At 56.7% G+C, this 15756-nt stretch carries 19 protein-coding genes; 8 read left to right on the top strand and 11 right to left on the bottom strand.

All coding sequences use genetic code 11. The annotated features are described in order from the left end of the window. Positions 1-50 precede the first annotated feature (50 nt). Entirely contained in the window at positions 51-1316 is a 1266-nt protein-coding gene (locus HIJ39_RS08085) for an MFS transporter (protein WP_338055113.1), read from the bottom strand. A 34-nt stretch (positions 1317-1350) separates the two neighbouring features. Next, the gene (locus HIJ39_RS08080; protein ID WP_169098495.1) at positions 1351-1956 is read right to left on the bottom strand and encodes a hypothetical protein; all 606 of its coding nucleotides are present in this window, start codon (positions 1954-1956) and stop codon (positions 1351-1353) included. A gap of 87 nt (positions 1957-2043) precedes the next feature. On the opposite strand from HIJ39_RS08080, the gene HIJ39_RS08075 reads away from it, so the two are divergent. Next, the gene (locus tag HIJ39_RS08075) at positions 2044-2853 is read left to right on the top strand and encodes a zinc-binding dehydrogenase (RefSeq protein ID WP_169098493.1); all 810 of its coding nucleotides are present in this window, start codon (positions 2044-2046) and stop codon (positions 2851-2853) included. On the opposite strand, the gene HIJ39_RS24070 is transcribed toward HIJ39_RS08075, so the two are convergent. Beyond that, positions 2841-3719, bottom strand: coding sequence for a DHHA1 domain-containing protein (locus tag HIJ39_RS24070; protein ID WP_338055112.1), 879 nt, complete (start codon positions 3717-3719; stop codon positions 2841-2843). The two genes, HIJ39_RS08075 and HIJ39_RS24070, sit on opposite strands and share 13 nt — an antisense overlap. 42 nt (positions 3720-3761) lie before the next feature. Beyond that, positions 3762-4040, bottom strand: a complete 279-nt coding sequence (locus HIJ39_RS08065; RefSeq protein WP_169098491.1) for a hypothetical protein — start codon at positions 4038-4040, stop codon at positions 3762-3764. A 153-nt stretch (positions 4041-4193) separates the two neighbouring features. Here HIJ39_RS08065 and HIJ39_RS08060 point away from each other — a divergent pair, with 153 nt between their 5' ends. The 4 genes from HIJ39_RS08060 to HIJ39_RS08040 are packed head-to-tail and all read left to right on the top strand — an operon-like array spanning position 4194 to position 6266. Further along, positions 4194-5117 carry a PLP-dependent cysteine synthase family protein gene (locus HIJ39_RS08060; protein WP_169098489.1) on the top strand — a complete coding sequence of 308 codons (924 nt, stop codon included), beginning with the start codon at positions 4194-4196 and terminating at the stop codon, positions 5115-5117. 46 nt (positions 5118-5163) lie between these two features. Continuing rightward, entirely contained in the window at positions 5164-5616 is a 453-nt protein-coding gene (locus HIJ39_RS24065) for a peroxiredoxin family protein (RefSeq protein WP_243239439.1), read from the top strand. 9 nt (positions 5617-5625) lie between these two features. After that, positions 5626-5970: a rhodanese-like domain-containing protein gene (locus tag HIJ39_RS08045; protein WP_169098483.1), complete on the top strand. Its 345-nt coding sequence runs from the start codon at positions 5626-5628 to the stop codon at positions 5968-5970. Beyond that, entirely contained in the window at positions 5946-6266 is a 321-nt protein-coding gene (locus HIJ39_RS08040; protein ID WP_243239438.1) for a hypothetical protein, read from the top strand. The genes HIJ39_RS08045 and HIJ39_RS08040 overlap by 25 nt, the downstream gene beginning before the upstream one ends. Here HIJ39_RS08040 and HIJ39_RS08035 read toward each other — a convergent pair. From HIJ39_RS08035 to HIJ39_RS08025, 3 genes are read right to left on the bottom strand one after another with little or no spacing between them, the layout of a single operon-like run. After that, complete coding sequence (locus HIJ39_RS08035; protein ID WP_169098481.1) at positions 6250-6438, bottom strand: YbbN family protein; 189 nt, start codon at positions 6436-6438, stop codon at positions 6250-6252. The genes HIJ39_RS08040 and HIJ39_RS08035 overlap by 17 nt on opposite strands. 36 nt (positions 6439-6474) lie before the next feature. Then, complete coding sequence (locus HIJ39_RS08030; RefSeq protein ID WP_169098479.1) at positions 6475-6858, bottom strand: hypothetical protein; 384 nt, start codon at positions 6856-6858, stop codon at positions 6475-6477. Then, positions 6855-7718: a helix-turn-helix domain-containing protein gene (locus HIJ39_RS08025; protein ID WP_169098477.1), complete on the bottom strand. Its 864-nt coding sequence runs from the start codon at positions 7716-7718 to the stop codon at positions 6855-6857. The genes HIJ39_RS08030 and HIJ39_RS08025 overlap by 4 nt, the downstream gene beginning before the upstream one ends. A gap of 212 nt (positions 7719-7930) precedes the next feature. On the opposite strand from HIJ39_RS08025, the gene HIJ39_RS08020 reads away from it, so the two are divergent. Then, the gene (locus tag HIJ39_RS08020) at positions 7931-8512 is read left to right on the top strand and encodes a hypothetical protein (protein ID WP_169098475.1); all 582 of its coding nucleotides are present in this window, start codon (positions 7931-7933) and stop codon (positions 8510-8512) included. A gap of 67 nt (positions 8513-8579) precedes the next feature. Then, on the top strand, positions 8580-9884 hold the full coding sequence (gene der, locus HIJ39_RS08015) for a ribosome biogenesis GTPase Der (RefSeq protein ID WP_338055114.1): 1305 nt from the start codon (positions 8580-8582) through the stop codon (positions 9882-9884). 39 nt (positions 9885-9923) lie between these two features. Here the strand turns inward: der and HIJ39_RS08010 are convergent, their stop codons facing one another. After that, positions 9924-10457, bottom strand: coding sequence for a YceI family protein (locus HIJ39_RS08010; RefSeq protein ID WP_169098471.1), 534 nt, complete (start codon positions 10455-10457; stop codon positions 9924-9926). A gap of 243 nt (positions 10458-10700) precedes the next feature. Between HIJ39_RS08010 and spoIVA the strand changes: the two genes are divergently transcribed. Further along, positions 10701-12179, top strand: coding sequence for a stage IV sporulation protein A (gene spoIVA / locus HIJ39_RS08005; protein WP_169098469.1), 1479 nt, complete (start codon positions 10701-10703; stop codon positions 12177-12179). Between the two features lie 51 nt (positions 12180-12230). On the opposite strand, the gene HIJ39_RS08000 is transcribed toward spoIVA, so the two are convergent. From HIJ39_RS08000 to HIJ39_RS07990, 3 genes are all read right to left on the bottom strand, one after another. Next, positions 12231-13184 carry an ABC transporter permease subunit gene (locus tag HIJ39_RS08000; RefSeq protein WP_169098467.1) on the bottom strand — a complete coding sequence of 318 codons (954 nt, stop codon included), beginning with the start codon at positions 13182-13184 and terminating at the stop codon, positions 12231-12233. A gap of 11 nt (positions 13185-13195) precedes the next feature. Continuing rightward, a complete protein-coding gene (locus HIJ39_RS07995) occupies positions 13196-14086 on the bottom strand; it encodes an ABC transporter permease (protein WP_169098465.1) in 891 nt (296 codons plus the stop codon). Positions 14087-14354: 268 nt separating this feature from the next. Beyond that, the gene (locus HIJ39_RS07990; RefSeq protein WP_169098463.1) at positions 14355-15671 is read right to left on the bottom strand and encodes an ABC transporter substrate-binding protein; all 1317 of its coding nucleotides are present in this window, start codon (positions 15669-15671) and stop codon (positions 14355-14357) included. Positions 15672-15756 lie beyond the last annotated feature (85 nt).

The following is a 15756-nucleotide window of genomic DNA, read 5'->3' as shown; positions in this document are numbered from 1 at the left end:
CGCCGCAGCCGCTCAGTCCCAAGGCGAGCAACGATGCGATAAGGGCACGCTTATTCAGTGGAATCGGCCTCCTGTTGAGACGTCTTTCGACCAATTTCATCAGCTAATTGTAGCGGATTGAGCGCTTCGGGTCGAGCATAACGACGCAAAGACCAACGATGCACCAAGGCCCCCAAAACTAGGAAGACAATGGCGAAGGCGGCGACAGCCGGCATTTTGTGCCAATGAAAAGCAAGGCTTCCCACTCCAGAACCCAACGCACCGCCAACAAAGTAGCTAACCATGTAGATGGTGTTGGATCGCGCACGGGCAGCGGGCTTTAAAGCGTAAATGCGGGACTGGTTGGAGATTTGGGCACTGTTGGTCGCTAGGTCCAAGAGCACGACGGCGACCATAATCACGACCAGGGAGGCGCTGAAAAACGCGACCAAGATGAACACTAGTACGGCCAAGGCCAGAGCCAGAGACACGAGTGCGCGCGGATCTTTTTGGTCCGCGCGCCGTCCCGCCACGGGTGCCGCCAATGCGCCCGCAACCCCTGCCAAACCAAAGAGTCCAATGGTTGTCGCATGGTAATAATAGGGTGCTTCGGCCAACCGAAAGGTTAGGGTAGTCCAAAAGGCCGAGAAGGCGGCGAAGAAGCTCGCGCCCGTCAAAGCCACCCGCAAGAGTTCCGGTTCTTCTTTGATGAGAGGAAACAGGGATCGCAAGACGTCCCGGGTTTTTTGCCGGGCTTGGCGGGGCGGATGGGGCGGCAGCGCCAATCGCGTCACCAACAGCATGATAAGCATCATGAGGGCGGCCATTTCAAAGACCAAGCGCCAGCCTCCCGTCCCGCCAATGAATCCGCTGAACGTTCGGGCCAGCAGCACACCGACCAATAATCCTGACATGATGATGCCCACGACTCGGCCACGCGAGCGGTTGTCGGCCATATTGGCGCCCATGGGCAACAGCACTTGGGGTACCACGGAGAAAAGGCCCGTGGCCAAACTGGCGGCCTCAAGCCACCAGAGAGTGGGGGAGACGCTAACCAAGATGAGAGCCAAGAAGGCGGCGATCAATAATTGGCTAACGAGCCGGCGCCCCTCCACAAAGTCCGCCAACGGTACAAAGAGCAATAATCCCAAGGCGTAGCCGAACTGCGTAAGCATGGTGACCCAACCCAAGGCGGCGTGAGGCTGCCCGTAGGTGGAGGCCATCATGTTTAAGAGCGGCTGATTATAGTAGAGATTGGCAACGGTGACGCCGGCCATAATGGCCATGACCCACAAGCGGGCGGGCGTCAGAGTCTGGTCGTGAGTCGTTGACGACACAAAATCACCAGTTGTCATCCTAACATAAAACAAGCTACGGGGACCACGGGCGCGGGCGTGCTGGACGCGTTGGCAGACCTTTGAGAAGTCGGGCTAAAACCAGTTCAGTCTTCGGGTAGCGGCGTTCCAGCCAGAGAAATGCCTGGCCCAAGTGGCGGGCATCTTGCGTCAAACCCCAACGCAGCACGAACTGATCTTTGGCGTCCTGGATGCCGAGTTCCTTGGCAGCTTTGACAGGGGGATAGCGAAAGAGTTCCTGGGGTCCCACAGTAAGCGGCGGTAGGGAAGGGTCCACGAGGCAGCGGCTCAAGGAGAGGCCGTCGGAAATCCGGCATGCGGTAAGATCGGTATTCTCAAAGTTTACCTCGCTGAAATTAATGCGCGACAGATCGACGACGAGTTTCGAGGGCGCGATTGCGCTGACGTCCAGACGATATTGAATGCGAAAGCGGGACCGTTGCAAGACGACCTCCAAGGCGTCCAAGTACTGGTCCAACCGGTCGCCGTGCTCGTCGGCAAACCGACTGACATTAAGGTGGGCGAAAATATGGGTTCCCTGGACGGTCAGCTGCTCCTCGTTTAAACGTAGCGGGTAATCGGCGAAATCCTCTATTTGCAGTTCCAAGACAATGCCCGACATGACGCTCCCCCTTCGGTACCAGGGTGGATAATCGCCGTGTTTTTATGCGTCGGGTCCTACAGCTATAATGAGGGGGAGGTGAGATGGGTGCGAGCAGTGGTATTGGATGCCTTCGGCGGACCGGAGGTATTAGGGATACGGGATATTCCCGAGCCCCCGGTGGGGCCGGAGGAAATTCGCATTCGGGTGGTCGCTACGGCACTCAATCGGGCGGATTTGGCCGAGCGTGAGGGACGGTATCCACCGCCTGGCAAACCGCCGGTTTACCAAGTGCCGGGACTTGAAGCGGCTGGTGTGGTGGAATCGGTGGGTGAGCGCGTCACCAGTTTCCAGCCCGGCGATCGCGTCATGGCTCTTTTGCCCGGAGGCGGCTATGCAGAATATGTGGCAGTCCACGAACGTTTGGCGATGCCGGTGCCGTCTGATCTGCCCTTGGCCGAGGCGGCCCGGGCGTTCGGTGCCGAGGAGACCGTCAACTATCATCAGGAGACCTATCTCGATCGGGTAAAGAGCTGGTCGGACGGCAACGGGGTGGATGTCATCCTCGACTTTATCGGCAAAGACTATCTTCACGATAATCTTCATGCGCTGGCGGCGGAGGGAACCTTGGTGCTCATTGGCGCGTTGAGCGGCTATGAGGCCCCCATAAATTTGGGGCTAGTGCAGGCGCGGCGCCTAAAAATTCATGGCACAGCGCTTCGGTCTCGGCCCCTGGAGAAGAAAATGGCGTTGGTTCAGCAGTTTGTTGACGAGGCGCTGTGGCTTTTCGAGACAGGCCGGGTGAAACCGGTGATTGACCGGGCGTTTCCGTTGGAATCGATCCAAGAAGCACACCGCTATATGGAGTCCAACCAGAATATTGGAAAAATCTTGGTGACCGTCGGTCAAGAGGGTTGAGGCACGGCAAGGTACTCGGCGATTCGGCGCAGCAACGACTCGGCGTCTGCGGGCTCATCAGCCGGGAGCCGTCCTCCTGAGGCTCGTGGGTGCCCACCCCCCTGAAAAAGGTGTTCCATGAGTTGGGCTGCATCGATGCGAGCATCGGTGCGTGCCGATAACCGCTGGTCGGGTTTGATGGTTAAGACCAGAGCGGCTCCTTGCTCAAGGAGCGTGTGCGAGACAATATTGACCGGGCCCTCCTCGTCCAATTCGACGGCGAAGATGGGATACGGCAATTGATTTTGGTATCGGACGGCTTGGCGGATGTGGCGGGCGACAAATGCGCGCTCCTCGCGTATCAGTTGGGCTAATTTGTCCCCTTCATGGGCCGTTAAGGGGGCGTATCCATTAGCAAAACGCTGGCGATACCAGTCGTATCCCAGGGCATGAAAAAGGCGGTTCAGATCTTGACCGAATTCGTGCTGCGGTTTCCAGAGGTCGTACCGCTCCACGTGTCGGCAGAGTCGTTCCCAAGCGGGGGACGCGTCCAGCCAGCCTCTTTCGACCGCAAAGGCATACATCAGCCAACCGCCCGAATGAGCTTGGTCGATACGCACATTGGGTTGGCCCAGGAGATGCAGAGCAGATTGGTGGTGGTCGAGAACAAAGCTGATGCGCAATCTCCATACCGCCCAGGAGTCAGGGCGCAAGGACACGTCCGCCAAGTACACGGGGCGATCATCAGTCACCTGCGAGAGGCCTTCCTCTACCCGGTCGGGTTCAACAAAAATGGGTGTGAGGCCCGACGCCTCGCCGGCTAGAGCGGCTGTGGCGCCGTCTAGGCAATTTTTGTGGGTAATGAGCCATCCGTGCGTTCTGGCCACGCGATCCATCTCCTTTGCTGCAGTCAAGGTGATAGCATGCGCCTAGTCGATGATTTCAATCCGACGGGCACGAATGGTGCGGCCGGATTTTACCCCATAGACACGCACTTGATGTCCGGCCGTCAATAATTCCGGCCGAGGGAGCGTCGTGGAGGCATCTGTCACCACCGTAAAAACGGATCGCCCCGAGGCGTTGTCGACGGCCAGAAAGCGCCGTAGGGCGGAAGCCCGTCCGCCCTCTCGCGTCGTTGCCCCAGCGAGGATTGTGACCCCTAGCATCAACCAAATCGCAATGTGTTGGCGCCGCTTTCTGCCGCTCATGACATCCTCCTCGGGGTTCTAATTCGCGGCGCGGCCAGGATTTCCTGCCGACACTCGAGGTTTTGACTAAAGCATGGGCCGCCGGCGAGGCTTGTTGACCCACACCGCAGGATCACTAGAATGAAAACAGACGTTAAGGGGGGCAGGGTGGAGATGCGCATACTAGATACGGTGTTGGACGCGGTTGGCAACACGCCGCTGATTCGCTTGCATCGGGTTGGTGGTGAGGAGCGCGTACGGGTGGTGGTGAAGTTGGAAGCAGTCAACCCGGGCGGGTCCATCAAAGATCGCATTGGTCTCGCGTTAATCCGCGCCGCGGAACAGTCCGGTCGCTTAAAGCCGGGCGGAACGGTGGTTGAAGCGACTGCGGGGAACACCGGGGTTGGGTTAGCGCTGGCTTGCGCCGTGCTGGGTTACCGGAGCCTGTTTGTCGTTCCGGACAAGATGAGTCCCGACAAAATTCGATTGCTTAAGGCCTACGGAGCTCAGGTAGAAGTTGTGCCTGATCTGCCCAAGAGCGACCCTAACAATTATCAAAATGTGGCCCAGCGTCTGGTTAAAGAGATGCCGGGAGCAGCCTACATGGGACAATTTGAACAGAGCGCAAACCCGGAGACTCATTACCATACGACCGCCCAGGAAATTTGGGATGGGCTCGACGGCCAGGTGGCAGCGGTGGTGGCGGGCGCCGGTACAGGCGGGACTATCTCCGGTATTGGCCGTTTCATGAAGGAGCGAAACGCGGCCATCGAGATCATTGGCGCGGATCCCGTGGGGTCGATTTTTACCGGGCCGGTGGCGCCGTTTTTGATTGAAGGCATGGGTGAAGATTACTATCCCGAGACCTTAGACAGTGAGGTGGTCGATCGCTGGTCGGCCGTCAGCGACGAAGAGGCCTTCGCGATGGCGCGCCAACTAGCGCGTCAAGAAGGGCTGCTGGTCGGCGGAAGTTCGGGGGCGATTGTCGCCGTGGCCCTCCGGGAAGCGCCGAAAGTTCGTGCTCCTGGATATATCGTGGCCATATTGCCCGACACCGGGCGCAACTATCTTTCCAATATTTTTCGCGAATCGGATTGACAGGCGGGCTTTCAGCGGACATGCTCGAATTGAGGGAGGTGGACGAATGCAAGTAGGTCAGGAGGCGCCGGCATTTGAGCTCAAGGCGACCAACGGACGCACCTTTTCGTCGCGAGACCAAGTTCAGGCGGGGCCGCTGGTAGTGGCCTTTTACCCCTTAGCCTTTACCGGAGGGTGAACTCAGGAACTTGTCCTCTGGAAGGCGGACTATGGGAGAATACAAAAAGCGGGCGGGTCCTTGGTGGCCGTCAGCAGCGATCAAATTTTTGCCCTAAACATTTTTAAGTTGTCGTTGGGCAATTTGCCGTTCGAACTGGCCTCCGATTGGATGCGGGAAGTCAGTCAAGCCTATGGGGTTCTTAACGAGAAAGACGGGATCGCCCGCCGGTCAGTTTTTGTTCTCGATCAGAAGCACCGGCTTGTGTATCAAAATACCGCTTTTGAAGCAGGAAACCGGTCCCATTATGAGGCCGTGTTCGACATCCTGGAGAGGCACTAGGAGCGGCGTATGCTTGAATGGTTAAGAGGAAAATCGAAAAATTCGGGCGATAAACCCGCGCCTTTGGACATTAATCCGGAGGAACTGAACGCCTTATCGGCCAACCAGTACTATCTCCTGGATTTGCGTGATTTAAAGGCATTTCGGGAAGGCCATATCAAAGGGGCCCATCAGGTCCCCTTCTCTGAATTGAACCGGCGCATGTTTGAGTTGCCCACGGATCGGCTGATAATTACCGTGGATGTATCCGAACGGCGTAGTCGCCAAGCGGCCAAGCAATTGCGTCAGGCAGCATTGGAGGCACGCAGTTTGAAAGGGGGACTAAACGCATGGACGGGCAAACTCGTCAAGTAAGTAGCGGTCTGGTCGAACGGGTAATCGTCCGGGGCATCGGGACCTTGTCGTTCGTGGGCGTGATTATTTTCTTTATCGTCGGCATCCCCGCTATCGCGGTATATTTGGGGCTGGCAGGCATCGCTTTTTGGGTCTTCAGCCTTGGATGGCAAAAGCGCTATGAAAGTGTGCTGGAGGAACCCCCGGAGGGCTTCCAGCCGACCGGGGAAGTGTACAATAACCCAGGGGGTAGTTCCTCTAAGGTTGCCGTCTATTTTCGCGGTATTCGCCGGGTGTATGTTAAATCTCAGGATTAGCCGCTTGCCACACAAGAAACGCCAAATGGGGTTCGGGCAGACTGCTCGCCCACCGCGAGCCATTGGCGAGGATAAGAGTCGGGGTGCTTTGAACCCCGGCTTTTTCTGCCAAGTCGGGAAATTGGTCCGTCTGAATGATACGAAATGCAATCAGCGGGTTGTGATGACTCAACCGTACCGCCAGATGAACCATCCGGCTGCAAAAGGCTCAGGTGGGGGCAACATAGAGGTCGTGCTGGCGGGATTCATGAATCGTCTCAATGAGACCTCTGGTTTCCGGGGACAGTGAATCCCGGGATTGTCCGCGTCCTGCTGCGACTAATACCTCAACCAAGCCTTCTAATTCAAACCCACTGGGAACGCCCCAAAATGTGATGGGGTCGATGCTTCCGCCTGCCTCGACGGAGACAACAAGCCGTTCGCTGCCCGGTTCAATGGAGACGGTCAGATGGTCCAAACCGTCAATCAGGGAAGTGACTAACTCCCAAGCGGCGCGGGCCATGGGCTGGGTGCGATCCTGGGTTCGAAGGCGGATGTGAACGGGGCGCGTTAACGTGGCGAGCGGTGCCCGGAGGGTGTGCCAGTCACTCACTCGGATCCCGCGCCTTTCGTTGCCATGGTTGAACCATGGCGGGCAATCTGTTCGCACCATCTGGTGGCGGCGTCGTTGATTGGGCGGTATACCACCGTGTGCAAATCGGGGCGAAAGGGAATGTCAGCCATCGCGCAGTTGAATTGCAACACGTGACCGTCCCGCTCTACCGTGACCATTTCTGACCACGGGCCTGCCAACGGCTCGCTGGGAATATGGTAACGGGCTTGAATCTCCCGCCAGGACAGCCCCACAGCATTTTCCAGGGCTGTGCGCAAGCGGACGTTCCAGGGCTCGAGATAGTAGGGTTCCCATTCCCAAAACAACCGATTGAGGACGCGTTCAGCCGAATCCGGCGCGTAAGCTTTGCCTAAAACGCCATCGGCATGAAAGTATTGCCAAAGCCAGTTACGCTGAAGGCCCGGCAAGTCTGGTATCGGCACCTGATAAAGCGCCTCCATGGCTGGGGTGGTGTAGCGGATGAAGCGTCCTAAATCCCAAATGGCAGCCGGTAGAGGGGCGTAATGGGCCAAGAGATCGGCGGCATTGGGTGGTAGCGGAAGTTCCGGTAACATGTGGGGCCGGTAGCCAAAGGCATGGAGCCATTGATTCAACTCCCCGGACGCCAACGGCGCCTGGAAGATCTCGGCGAGTCGTACCAACAGAGACCGGTCGACCATTGATACATCCCCTAGCTCCAAACGAGACAATTGCTTTTGCGATAAGGGGATTTGGAGGGCGGTCCGGGTTTGGGACCAGCCTCTCTGTTCGCGTAGCGAGCGAATCCGCGAACCAAAAATTTTTCGGTACGGCAGAGGATCCTTTCCCTCCTTCCCCAATAACAGCGCCTTCTCCTTCATGCTAACAACTTTTGAAGCCGGTTTCCAGATTGTTGAGATAAAAAACAAAGCGTCGACGGGAACTCCGCCGACGCATCACCCGTGGGAGTGGGAGGTGACAATCCATCTTATGCCCCTGGCGGAAATCGGTGCCATGATTGGGAACCTCATCCACAGACAATCGTGTATAAGGGAGTCCTCTTCGGGTCAGGTTCTAGAGGAGGAGGGATCGCATGATTGTGCTGTGGGCCATGATGCTCTGGGCGGCCGCCGTCATCTTGGCCGGCACAGGTTACGGCATTCGAGCATTTGCTCGCTACGCGCTCAGCCGTCAAACAGTGGTGGTTTTGGGTACCATGGTATGGGTGTTGGGGTGGTGGACGGTATCGTCCCTCTGGCGGGGGATACGCCTGGACATGGGGTTTTTAGTGCTGGCGGCATTTGCCGTGGTCGCTCTAGTGCTGGTGGGACAGTCTCGCTGGTGGTTCCTGACCACGCTCTTGGGCGTTCTGGCAGCGATTATTCGTATTGTGGCTCCGATATCGCCACATCAGGCGTCAATCATGCCGGTCGCCGCGATTGAAAGTATCGGCCTCGGGACGGGGGCCGGGCTTAGCCTTGCCGAACCCCTGCCGGCCGCTTTAGTGGCAGTGGCGGCCGAAACCCTGGCTTCGGTCATAATTGCCTGGCATCACCGCGGTCTTCACAATTTGGGACGTCACGATCTTGCCATGTCCTTGGTAGCGGCGCTGGTGGCTTGGCTTGTTGGTTGGGTCGCGGAATGGACCTGGACGCGACTCACGCGGGCGGCTTGACCGGATTCCCCGAGACCCGCATAATTTCCCAGTAGACTTCCAGCGAGTAGGTGTCAATTTGGCTATTGTGGCATTAGTAGGACGACCCAATGTGGGAAAGTCCGCTTTATTTAACCGCATGACTCAGACACGCCGAGCCATCGTCGAGGATTTTGAGGGCGTTACCCGGGATCGCCTCTATGAGGTAACGGACTGGAACGGCCGGGAATTTACCGTGGTCGACACGGGCGGAATATGGGAGGACGAGAGCGAAACGCTCTTAAACATGACCCGCGAGCAAACAGAACTGGCCATAGGGCAAGCGGACCTCATTGTGCTGGTGGTCGATGGTTTGGCGGGGGTGACCTCGGCCGACGACGATGTGGCCCGGATTTTACGTCGTGCCAACAAACCGGTAGTGGTGGCGGTCAACAAGGCGGAGAGCAATCGAGCGGATGTTTCTGATTTTTATCGCCTCGGTCTGGGCGAACCCCTGCCCATTTCCGCTATTCATGGCGAGGGGATTGGCGACCTCCTGGATGAAATAGTCAGGCGCCTACCGGACGAGGAAAGTGTGGAAGCGGAGGAGGCAGAGGCTCCCGTTCGGATTGCGATTGCCGGGCGCCCCAATGTGGGCAAATCTTCGTTGTTGAACTGGTTTTCCGGCGAAGAGCGTACTCTCGTCACCCCGATTGCCGGGACGACTCGGGATGTCGTGGATTCGCTCGTCCTGCACGAGGGGCGGCGCTATCTCTTCTTGGATACGGCCGGGCTTAGGCGACCCAATCGGATTGAAGAGAAACTGGAGTCTAAAACTGTCCAGCGGTCTCTAGAGGCTATCCGTAACGCGGACGTGGTCTTGATGGTGCTGAATGCGGAAGAAGGCATCTCCGCTCAAGATCAGCGCATCGCGGGTCAGATCGAGAATCATAAAAAGGCGACGGTAGTGATATTAAACAAGGCCGATCGAGTACGGGGAACCACCATGCCAGTCCAAGCCCGGGTTCGGGACGAATTGAAGTTTCTCCCTTACGCCAGTCTCGTTCCGACGTCTGCGGCGACAGGCTGGCACTTGGACCAGCTCTGGCCGGAGATTGACCGTGCATATGCAGCTTTTACGCTACGGGTGCCAACCCATCAAATCAATCGCGTAATTGATACGGCGGTGCATCTTAATCCACCGCCCAGCCATAAAGGTCGGCAGTTGAAGGTCTATTACGCTACCCAGGTGGCGGTCCGGCCTCCGCATATCGTACTGTTTGTCAACGACCCGGAGCTGTCGCATTTCAGTTATGAACGATATTTGGAACATCGACTTCGCGAAGCGTTCGATTTTCATGGCAGTCCCATACGGCTGACCCTCCGCGCTCGCGCCCGTACGGCTCGGGAATAATAAGGGCGGACCAAATGGCCCGCCTCCGGAGTCGTCGCGCTATTGCTGAATGGTTTCCAGCTCCAAATGGATGTCGACGTTGTCACCGACCATGACGCCGCCTGCTTCCAGCACCTGATTCCAGTTAACCCCAAAGTCCTTGCGGTTGATGCGGGCACTGGCCTCAAATCCCGCCCGGGTGTTTCCCCAGGGATCGGGAGCTATCCCTAAAAACTCCACGTGAACCGGGATTTCCTTGGTTACACCGCGTAGCGTGAGATTTCCATATACCGTATAAGTGTTGGTGTCGGTCTTTTCCACGCGGGTACTGGAAAAGGTCATGGTGGGATAATTCTCCACGTCGAAGAAGTCGCTGGTGCGCAAGTGGTTGTCGCGGTCTGCTTGATTCGTGTTGACACTCTGCATCTCAACGGTGAACGTTGCGCTGGCATCGCTTAAGTCTTCGGGATTTCCCATAATTTGACCGGAGAATTCGCCAAATTGCCCACGGACCTTGGATACTAAATGCCGGACCACGAAACCAACGGTTGAATGTGATGGGTCAATGACCCAGGTTGTCGTATTATCGGCCATCGCTATTTCCTCCTCAATTCTCACTGCAATCCAATGTGTTTGGTACTAACTAATCATAAGTGACAGATTAATGGGAAGTCAACGGGGAAAATCCACGTCGTACCCGCTAGGACTAAAAACCTTGCCAAAGGTTGGCATTAACGCCCGGAGGATTTCATATCTTGCTACTGTCATTCATAGGGTGATCCCGGGACAGGCGAGGACCGGCGCCAACCCTGGTAGACGAGGGAGGGAACCGACAGGATGGAGAAGTTTGACCTGTTTAAGGATTTAGCCGAACGAACCGGAGGCGATGTATACATTGGCGTCGTGGGCCCGGTCCGCACCGGTAAATCCACTTTTATCAAGCGATTTATGGAGCGCATGATTCTGCCGGCCATCGATGACCCCAATGAGCGTGAACGCGCGGTAGACTCGCTGCCGCAAAGCGGAACTGGCCGCACCATCATGACGACCGAACCGAAGTTTATTCCCGACGACGGCGTAGAAATCGCCCTCAATGATGCCATCTCGTTTCGGGCTCGTTTAGTGGATTGTGTGGGATACGCGGTCAGCGGGGCCTTGGGTTATGCCGAAGACGAAGGCACACGCATGGTGAATACCCCCTGGTCCGACGAACCCATGCCCTTCGAGGAGGCCGCCGCCATTGGCACCCAAAAGGTGATTCAGGACCACTCCACCATCGGTATCGTCGTGACGACCGACGGGTCCTTCGGCGACTTGCCGCGGGAAGCGTATGCGGAGGCTGAAGAGCGGGTGGTGGGGGAACTTAAGGAGTTGGAGAAGCCCTTCGTGGTGGTCCTCAATACCGCCCATCCGTACGCTGAGGAATCAACCCTGATGGCGGACGAATTGGCGGAGAACTATGACGTGCCGGTCATCCCGGTTAACTGCCTGGAACTGCGCCAAGAGGATATCGTACATCTCTTGGAGCAGGTGCTCTACGAGTTCCCAGTGAGCGAGATACAGTTCGACTTAGTTGACTGGGTCGACGCACTGCCGTCCACGCACTGGCTCAAGAAGCAAATGGAGTTGGCGACTGAGGAGGCCCGCATGGGCATTACCCGGCTTCGCGACGTCCAGACACAGGTGGACAATTTGATGAGCTACGATTACATGCAAGATGTCCGACTCGTCCATATGGATTTGGGGACGGGGCAGGCGGAGATTAGCTTGGGGGCACGTGACGACTTGTACTACCGGGTGCTGGGCGAACTCGCTGATCGCCACGTAGCAACCCGCGGCGATGTCGTGAAGCTGTGGCGCGAGTATGTGGTCGCCAAGCACGAATGGGATAAGGTGGAAGAAGCGGTCCGGGACGTGCGGGCCACTGGGTACGGGATGGTCTCCCCGAGCTTGGACGAGTTGAATTTGGAGGAACCGGAACCCATCCGTAAGGGCGCTCAGTTTGGTGTTCGTTTGAAGGCGACAGCTCCGTCCATCCATATGATTCGGGCGGACATCGAGACCGAAATCACCCCCATCATCGGGACGGAGCGCCAAGCGGACGAACTGGTGCAATACCTCATGGAGCAGTTCGAGGATGATCCCAAGCGCCTTTGGGAAACCAACTTGTTTGGAAAGTCACTGCATGATTTGGTGCGCGAGAGCATTCAGTCAAAGCTCTTTAGGATGCCGGACAATGCGCAGGAAAAGCTGCAAGAAACCTTGACCCGTATTATCAACGAAGGGTCGGGAGGCCTCATCTGCATCATCATTTAAGGATGACAGAAAAAGCGCCCGGCTGGCAACCGGGCGCTTTGCATCGTGAACTTAGTTATACGAGATACGGGGGTCGACCACGGCGTAGAGCAGATCAGCGATGAGGTTTCCGAGAATCGTGATAACTCCCAGGAACACGATAATCGCTAACAGCACGGGGTAGTCGGTTTGTCCCGCCGCGTTCCAGAACAAGAGCCCCATGCCGGGGTAGTTGAAGATTTCCTCAACCACCAAGGCACCACCCAAGAGAGCGGGCAATGAGAGACCAAATAGGGTGATGAGGGGCAGCACCGAGTTGCGCAAGGCATGCACGAACAACACCCGAAATTCGGTCGCACCCTTAGAACGGGCGGTGCGAATGTAGTCTTGCACCAACGTCTCACGCACCGAGGAGCGCATGTATCGGCCCCATTGTGCCAAACTGGTGATAATCAGCGTCAGCGATGGCAACACGAGGTGGTACAAATAGGACCAGACATTGGGGTTCGGGTTGTTGGGGTTGGTGATTCCACCGGCGGGAAACCATCCCAGATGGAACGCAAACAGCTTGATCATTAATATACCCAGCCAGAAGATCGGCATGGAATAGAACAGGTACATGAGAACGGTCAGTACCTGGTCAAATATGGTGTTGGCCTTGTAGGCCTGCGCTGTGCCCAGGGCGATGGCGCCTAAGTGAGCGACCATAACGGCAATCGCCACTAATTCCAACGTGTGCGGCAAGGCCTGCATAATCAGCGTAATGACGGGCTCATTATACACGTAGGAGTATTGGAAATTGCCGTGGATCGCCTTCCAGAGCCAAATGAGGTACTGCATGTACAGCGGCTTGTTGAGACCCAGGTTACGCGCTAAAATGGCGGCGCGGTACGGCGTGTAGTGGTTTCCGAGCAATGCTCGCACAGGATTCATGGGAATGATGTGGAGCAGCAGGAAACTAATGATGGTCACGCCCAGCAGGGCGGGAATTGCCTCCAAAACACGCCGGATAATGTATCGACCCACAAGTTCACCTCCTACATTCGAGAGTCAAATGCCTGACGCAAGCCGTCGCCGATAAAGTTGATGGACAGCTCCGCCAGCAAAATGGCCAGGCCCGGGGGATACGTGAGCCACCAACTGTTTTGGAACATGTAGTTCATGGCCGAAGAGAGTTCTGCGCCCCAGTTCGGTGCCGGCGGTGGCAGCCCTAACCCCAAGAAACTCAAAGTGGCCACCGATAGAATGGAGATGGCTACGGAAAAAGTTCCGGCCACTAACACCGTCCCCAAAAAGTTGGGAAACAGGTAGCGGAGCATAATGCGCCAGTTGCTCGCGCCTAAAGCTTGCGCAGCCTCCACGTAGGTGCGGGTCTTTAAGCTTAACACCTCAGCGCGCACCAGACGGGCGACCGACAGCCATGATGTGGCCGCCAAAATCAGGACCATAATGAAGACACTGGGCTTAAACACGGCATCCAAGAACAGCAGGATGAAGAGTCCCGGAATCGACAAAATAATGTCCACAATCCGCATCATGATGGTGTCAACCCAACGGCTTGCCATTCCCGAAACCATACCGTAAAGAGTGCCAAAGGCCATGGACACGACGGCGGAGGCAAAACCGACAATCAGTGATGACTGGCCACCCACCATCACACGGGACAAATAATTGCGGCCCAGATCGTCCGTTCCCAGTGGGAACTGGGCACTGGGGGGTTGCATCATGTGGGCCAAATTGATGGCCAAGGGATTGACCCGATAGATGAGGGGTCCCACAAAAGAAAATAGGACTAGAAAAAGCAGCCCTGCAATACCCGCAATGGTTAGGGGGCTCTTCCAAAAACGCCGCCAAACGCGCCCTTGATAGCTGTAGGTGACTTCTTGCAGATTTGTTGATTCGGCCTCAGCCACAATCGGGTTTTGCATTGCCCGCCTCCTTCGCTTCGGGGGACGCCTGTCCCCGTCTTAATCAGCCCGACGCCCGAATTCCGGCATGCCGGTTCCAGAATTCACGCGTTCATGCGGGTGTTGGAACGATTGCGGTCCTACGAAAATTGCGTCACTTCCACCAATAAGGAGCGATCCGCTGACCGCAGAAAATCGGCCATAATGGTTTTCGCAGAACGGTCAGCGGATGATTCGACATACGCGCGACTCACTCCTGCTAACCACAACATTTTATCACGGAATAGCGCTATTGGCGCGCTTTTTTGACGACCGATCGGACCTGCCAAGTCTCCACTTTGTAGAACGGTTGCCAGACATTGGGGGACCAATTCGTAAGTCGCGCCGACTTCGTCCAATACTGGCAGTCGAAAACCAGCGGTACCGTATTCGAGGGAAGAGGCTCTGGCTGGGGCCGCGTTTCACGAACGCTGATTTGGGCGTTGGCTTGGGCTTGCGACTTCACAGCGTCTAACCCGGCGGCCTGCCATTGATGCAGCAGCAACGTGACCAACTGTCTATCGTCGCGACGCGCCGGCGCTGAAAGATGCACCGAAATCGGTGCGCCGGTTGGACTCACCCAACGTCCGCGGCGCATTTTATAGCCGTGCGACGAGAGAAGTGTGGATAGAATCTCTGACCCGGTCGCCGCAGGCAGTCCCGGCAAGTGGGTTCTTATGGTGGCGGCATCGAGAATTTGAGCCAGGAAGTGGGCGCTCAGACCCCCGCCGTCCCGGGTGGATATGACCCATTCTTTGGGACTGGGTGTGGCCATCGGATCGTTTTGAGCAAGTGGGGGTTTTCTTAGAGTGGTCGTCCAAGCCAAGTCGATGGCCCCCTTGGGGTTCCATTCCCAGTGCAGATACTTCGTTTTTGGGGCACCTAAAAAGTAATGGGCGTTGGCGATCCAACGAAGACCAGCGGGGGTCAGTTTGTAGGGCCGATAGGGTCCGCTTCCCATCACATCTTTGAGATTAGTCAAAAAATGTGAAGTGCGGACGGCACGCATCGGATATTTGCGCAAATAAAAAGACGGCAGGATCCAAAGGCCTCCGGATGGACTAGCCAGGTTGGCGGCAAAATTGGGGTCGGGGTGGACCAGACGAATGATGAGTCGTGTGGACGATAAGGCGTCGACGGTCTGGATGTTGCGAAGGTTGCGGCGACGGACGAAGCCGCTTTCGGGATTATGATAGAAATTTAGAGTCCAGGCTACGTCTTCGGCCGTGACCGGCCGCCCATTCCACCATTTGGCATACGGATTTAAGTCAAAGGTCCATTGCGTATCGCTTTCATTATGGCTCCAGCGTTGGGCCAATTCGGGGGCTGGCTTCCCGTTGGCCTTCGTCGCGAGAAGAGTCTGATAGGCGGTTTCCATATACAACTCCGACCCCGGTGAGGATGCGGTAATGGGATTGATATTGGATACGGGCGGGGTTTGAACGCGAATGGCGGTGTTATAGACATAAGGAGCGTGGGGCAAAGACACATGCGGAGTCCCACAGGCGGACAACAAGCTGCACGCGCCTAAAAGAGTAAGTCCGTAACGCACCGTTGCCGTGTTCATAGACCGCTCCTGCCGATAAAAGATCCTCGCTATTGTATCACGTCCTGCAGGGCCGAAAGATAACAAGAGCGGTTGAGGCAAGGCA

Origin of the sequence: Sulfobacillus harzensis (assembly GCF_012933365.1) — a bacterium.
In the GTDB taxonomy this organism is placed as follows: domain Bacteria; phylum Bacillota; class Sulfobacillia; order Sulfobacillales; family Sulfobacillaceae; genus Sulfobacillus_B; species Sulfobacillus_B harzensis.
This window is presented reverse-complemented; position numbering and strand designations above follow the sequence as displayed.

What these genes read in the sequence shown, in the direction of transcription:
- HIJ39_RS08080 (WP_169098495.1), bottom strand. Translation starts at nt 1,956, where the DNA reads ATGTCGGGCATTGTCTTGGAACTGCAAATAGAGGATTTCGCCGATTAC.
- HIJ39_RS08065 (WP_169098491.1), bottom strand. Translation starts at nt 4,040, where the DNA reads ATGAGCGGCAGAAAGCGGCGCCAACACATTGCGATTTGGTTGATGCTA.
- HIJ39_RS08060 (WP_169098489.1), top strand. Translation starts at nt 4,194, where the DNA reads ATGCGCATACTAGATACGGTGTTGGACGCGGTTGGCAACACGCCGCTG.
- HIJ39_RS08045 (WP_169098483.1), top strand. Translation starts at nt 5,626, where the DNA reads ATGCTTGAATGGTTAAGAGGAAAATCGAAAAATTCGGGCGATAAACCC.
- HIJ39_RS08040 (WP_243239438.1), top strand. Translation starts at nt 5,946, where the DNA reads ATGGACGGGCAAACTCGTCAAGTAAGTAGCGGTCTGGTCGAACGGGTA.
- HIJ39_RS08025 (WP_169098477.1), bottom strand. Translation starts at nt 7,718, where the DNA reads ATGAAGGAGAAGGCGCTGTTATTGGGGAAGGAGGGAAAGGATCCTCTG.
- HIJ39_RS08020 (WP_169098475.1), top strand. Translation starts at nt 7,931, where the DNA reads ATGATTGTGCTGTGGGCCATGATGCTCTGGGCGGCCGCCGTCATCTTG.
- HIJ39_RS08010 (WP_169098471.1), bottom strand. Translation starts at nt 10,457, where the DNA reads ATGGCCGATAATACGACAACCTGGGTCATTGACCCATCACATTCAACC.
- spoIVA (WP_169098469.1), top strand. Translation starts at nt 10,701, where the DNA reads ATGGAGAAGTTTGACCTGTTTAAGGATTTAGCCGAACGAACCGGAGGC.
- HIJ39_RS07995 (WP_169098465.1), bottom strand. Translation starts at nt 14,086, where the DNA reads ATGCAAAACCCGATTGTGGCTGAGGCCGAATCAACAAATCTGCAAGAA.
- HIJ39_RS07990 (WP_169098463.1), bottom strand. Translation starts at nt 15,671, where the DNA reads ATGAACACGGCAACGGTGCGTTACGGACTTACTCTTTTAGGCGCGTGC.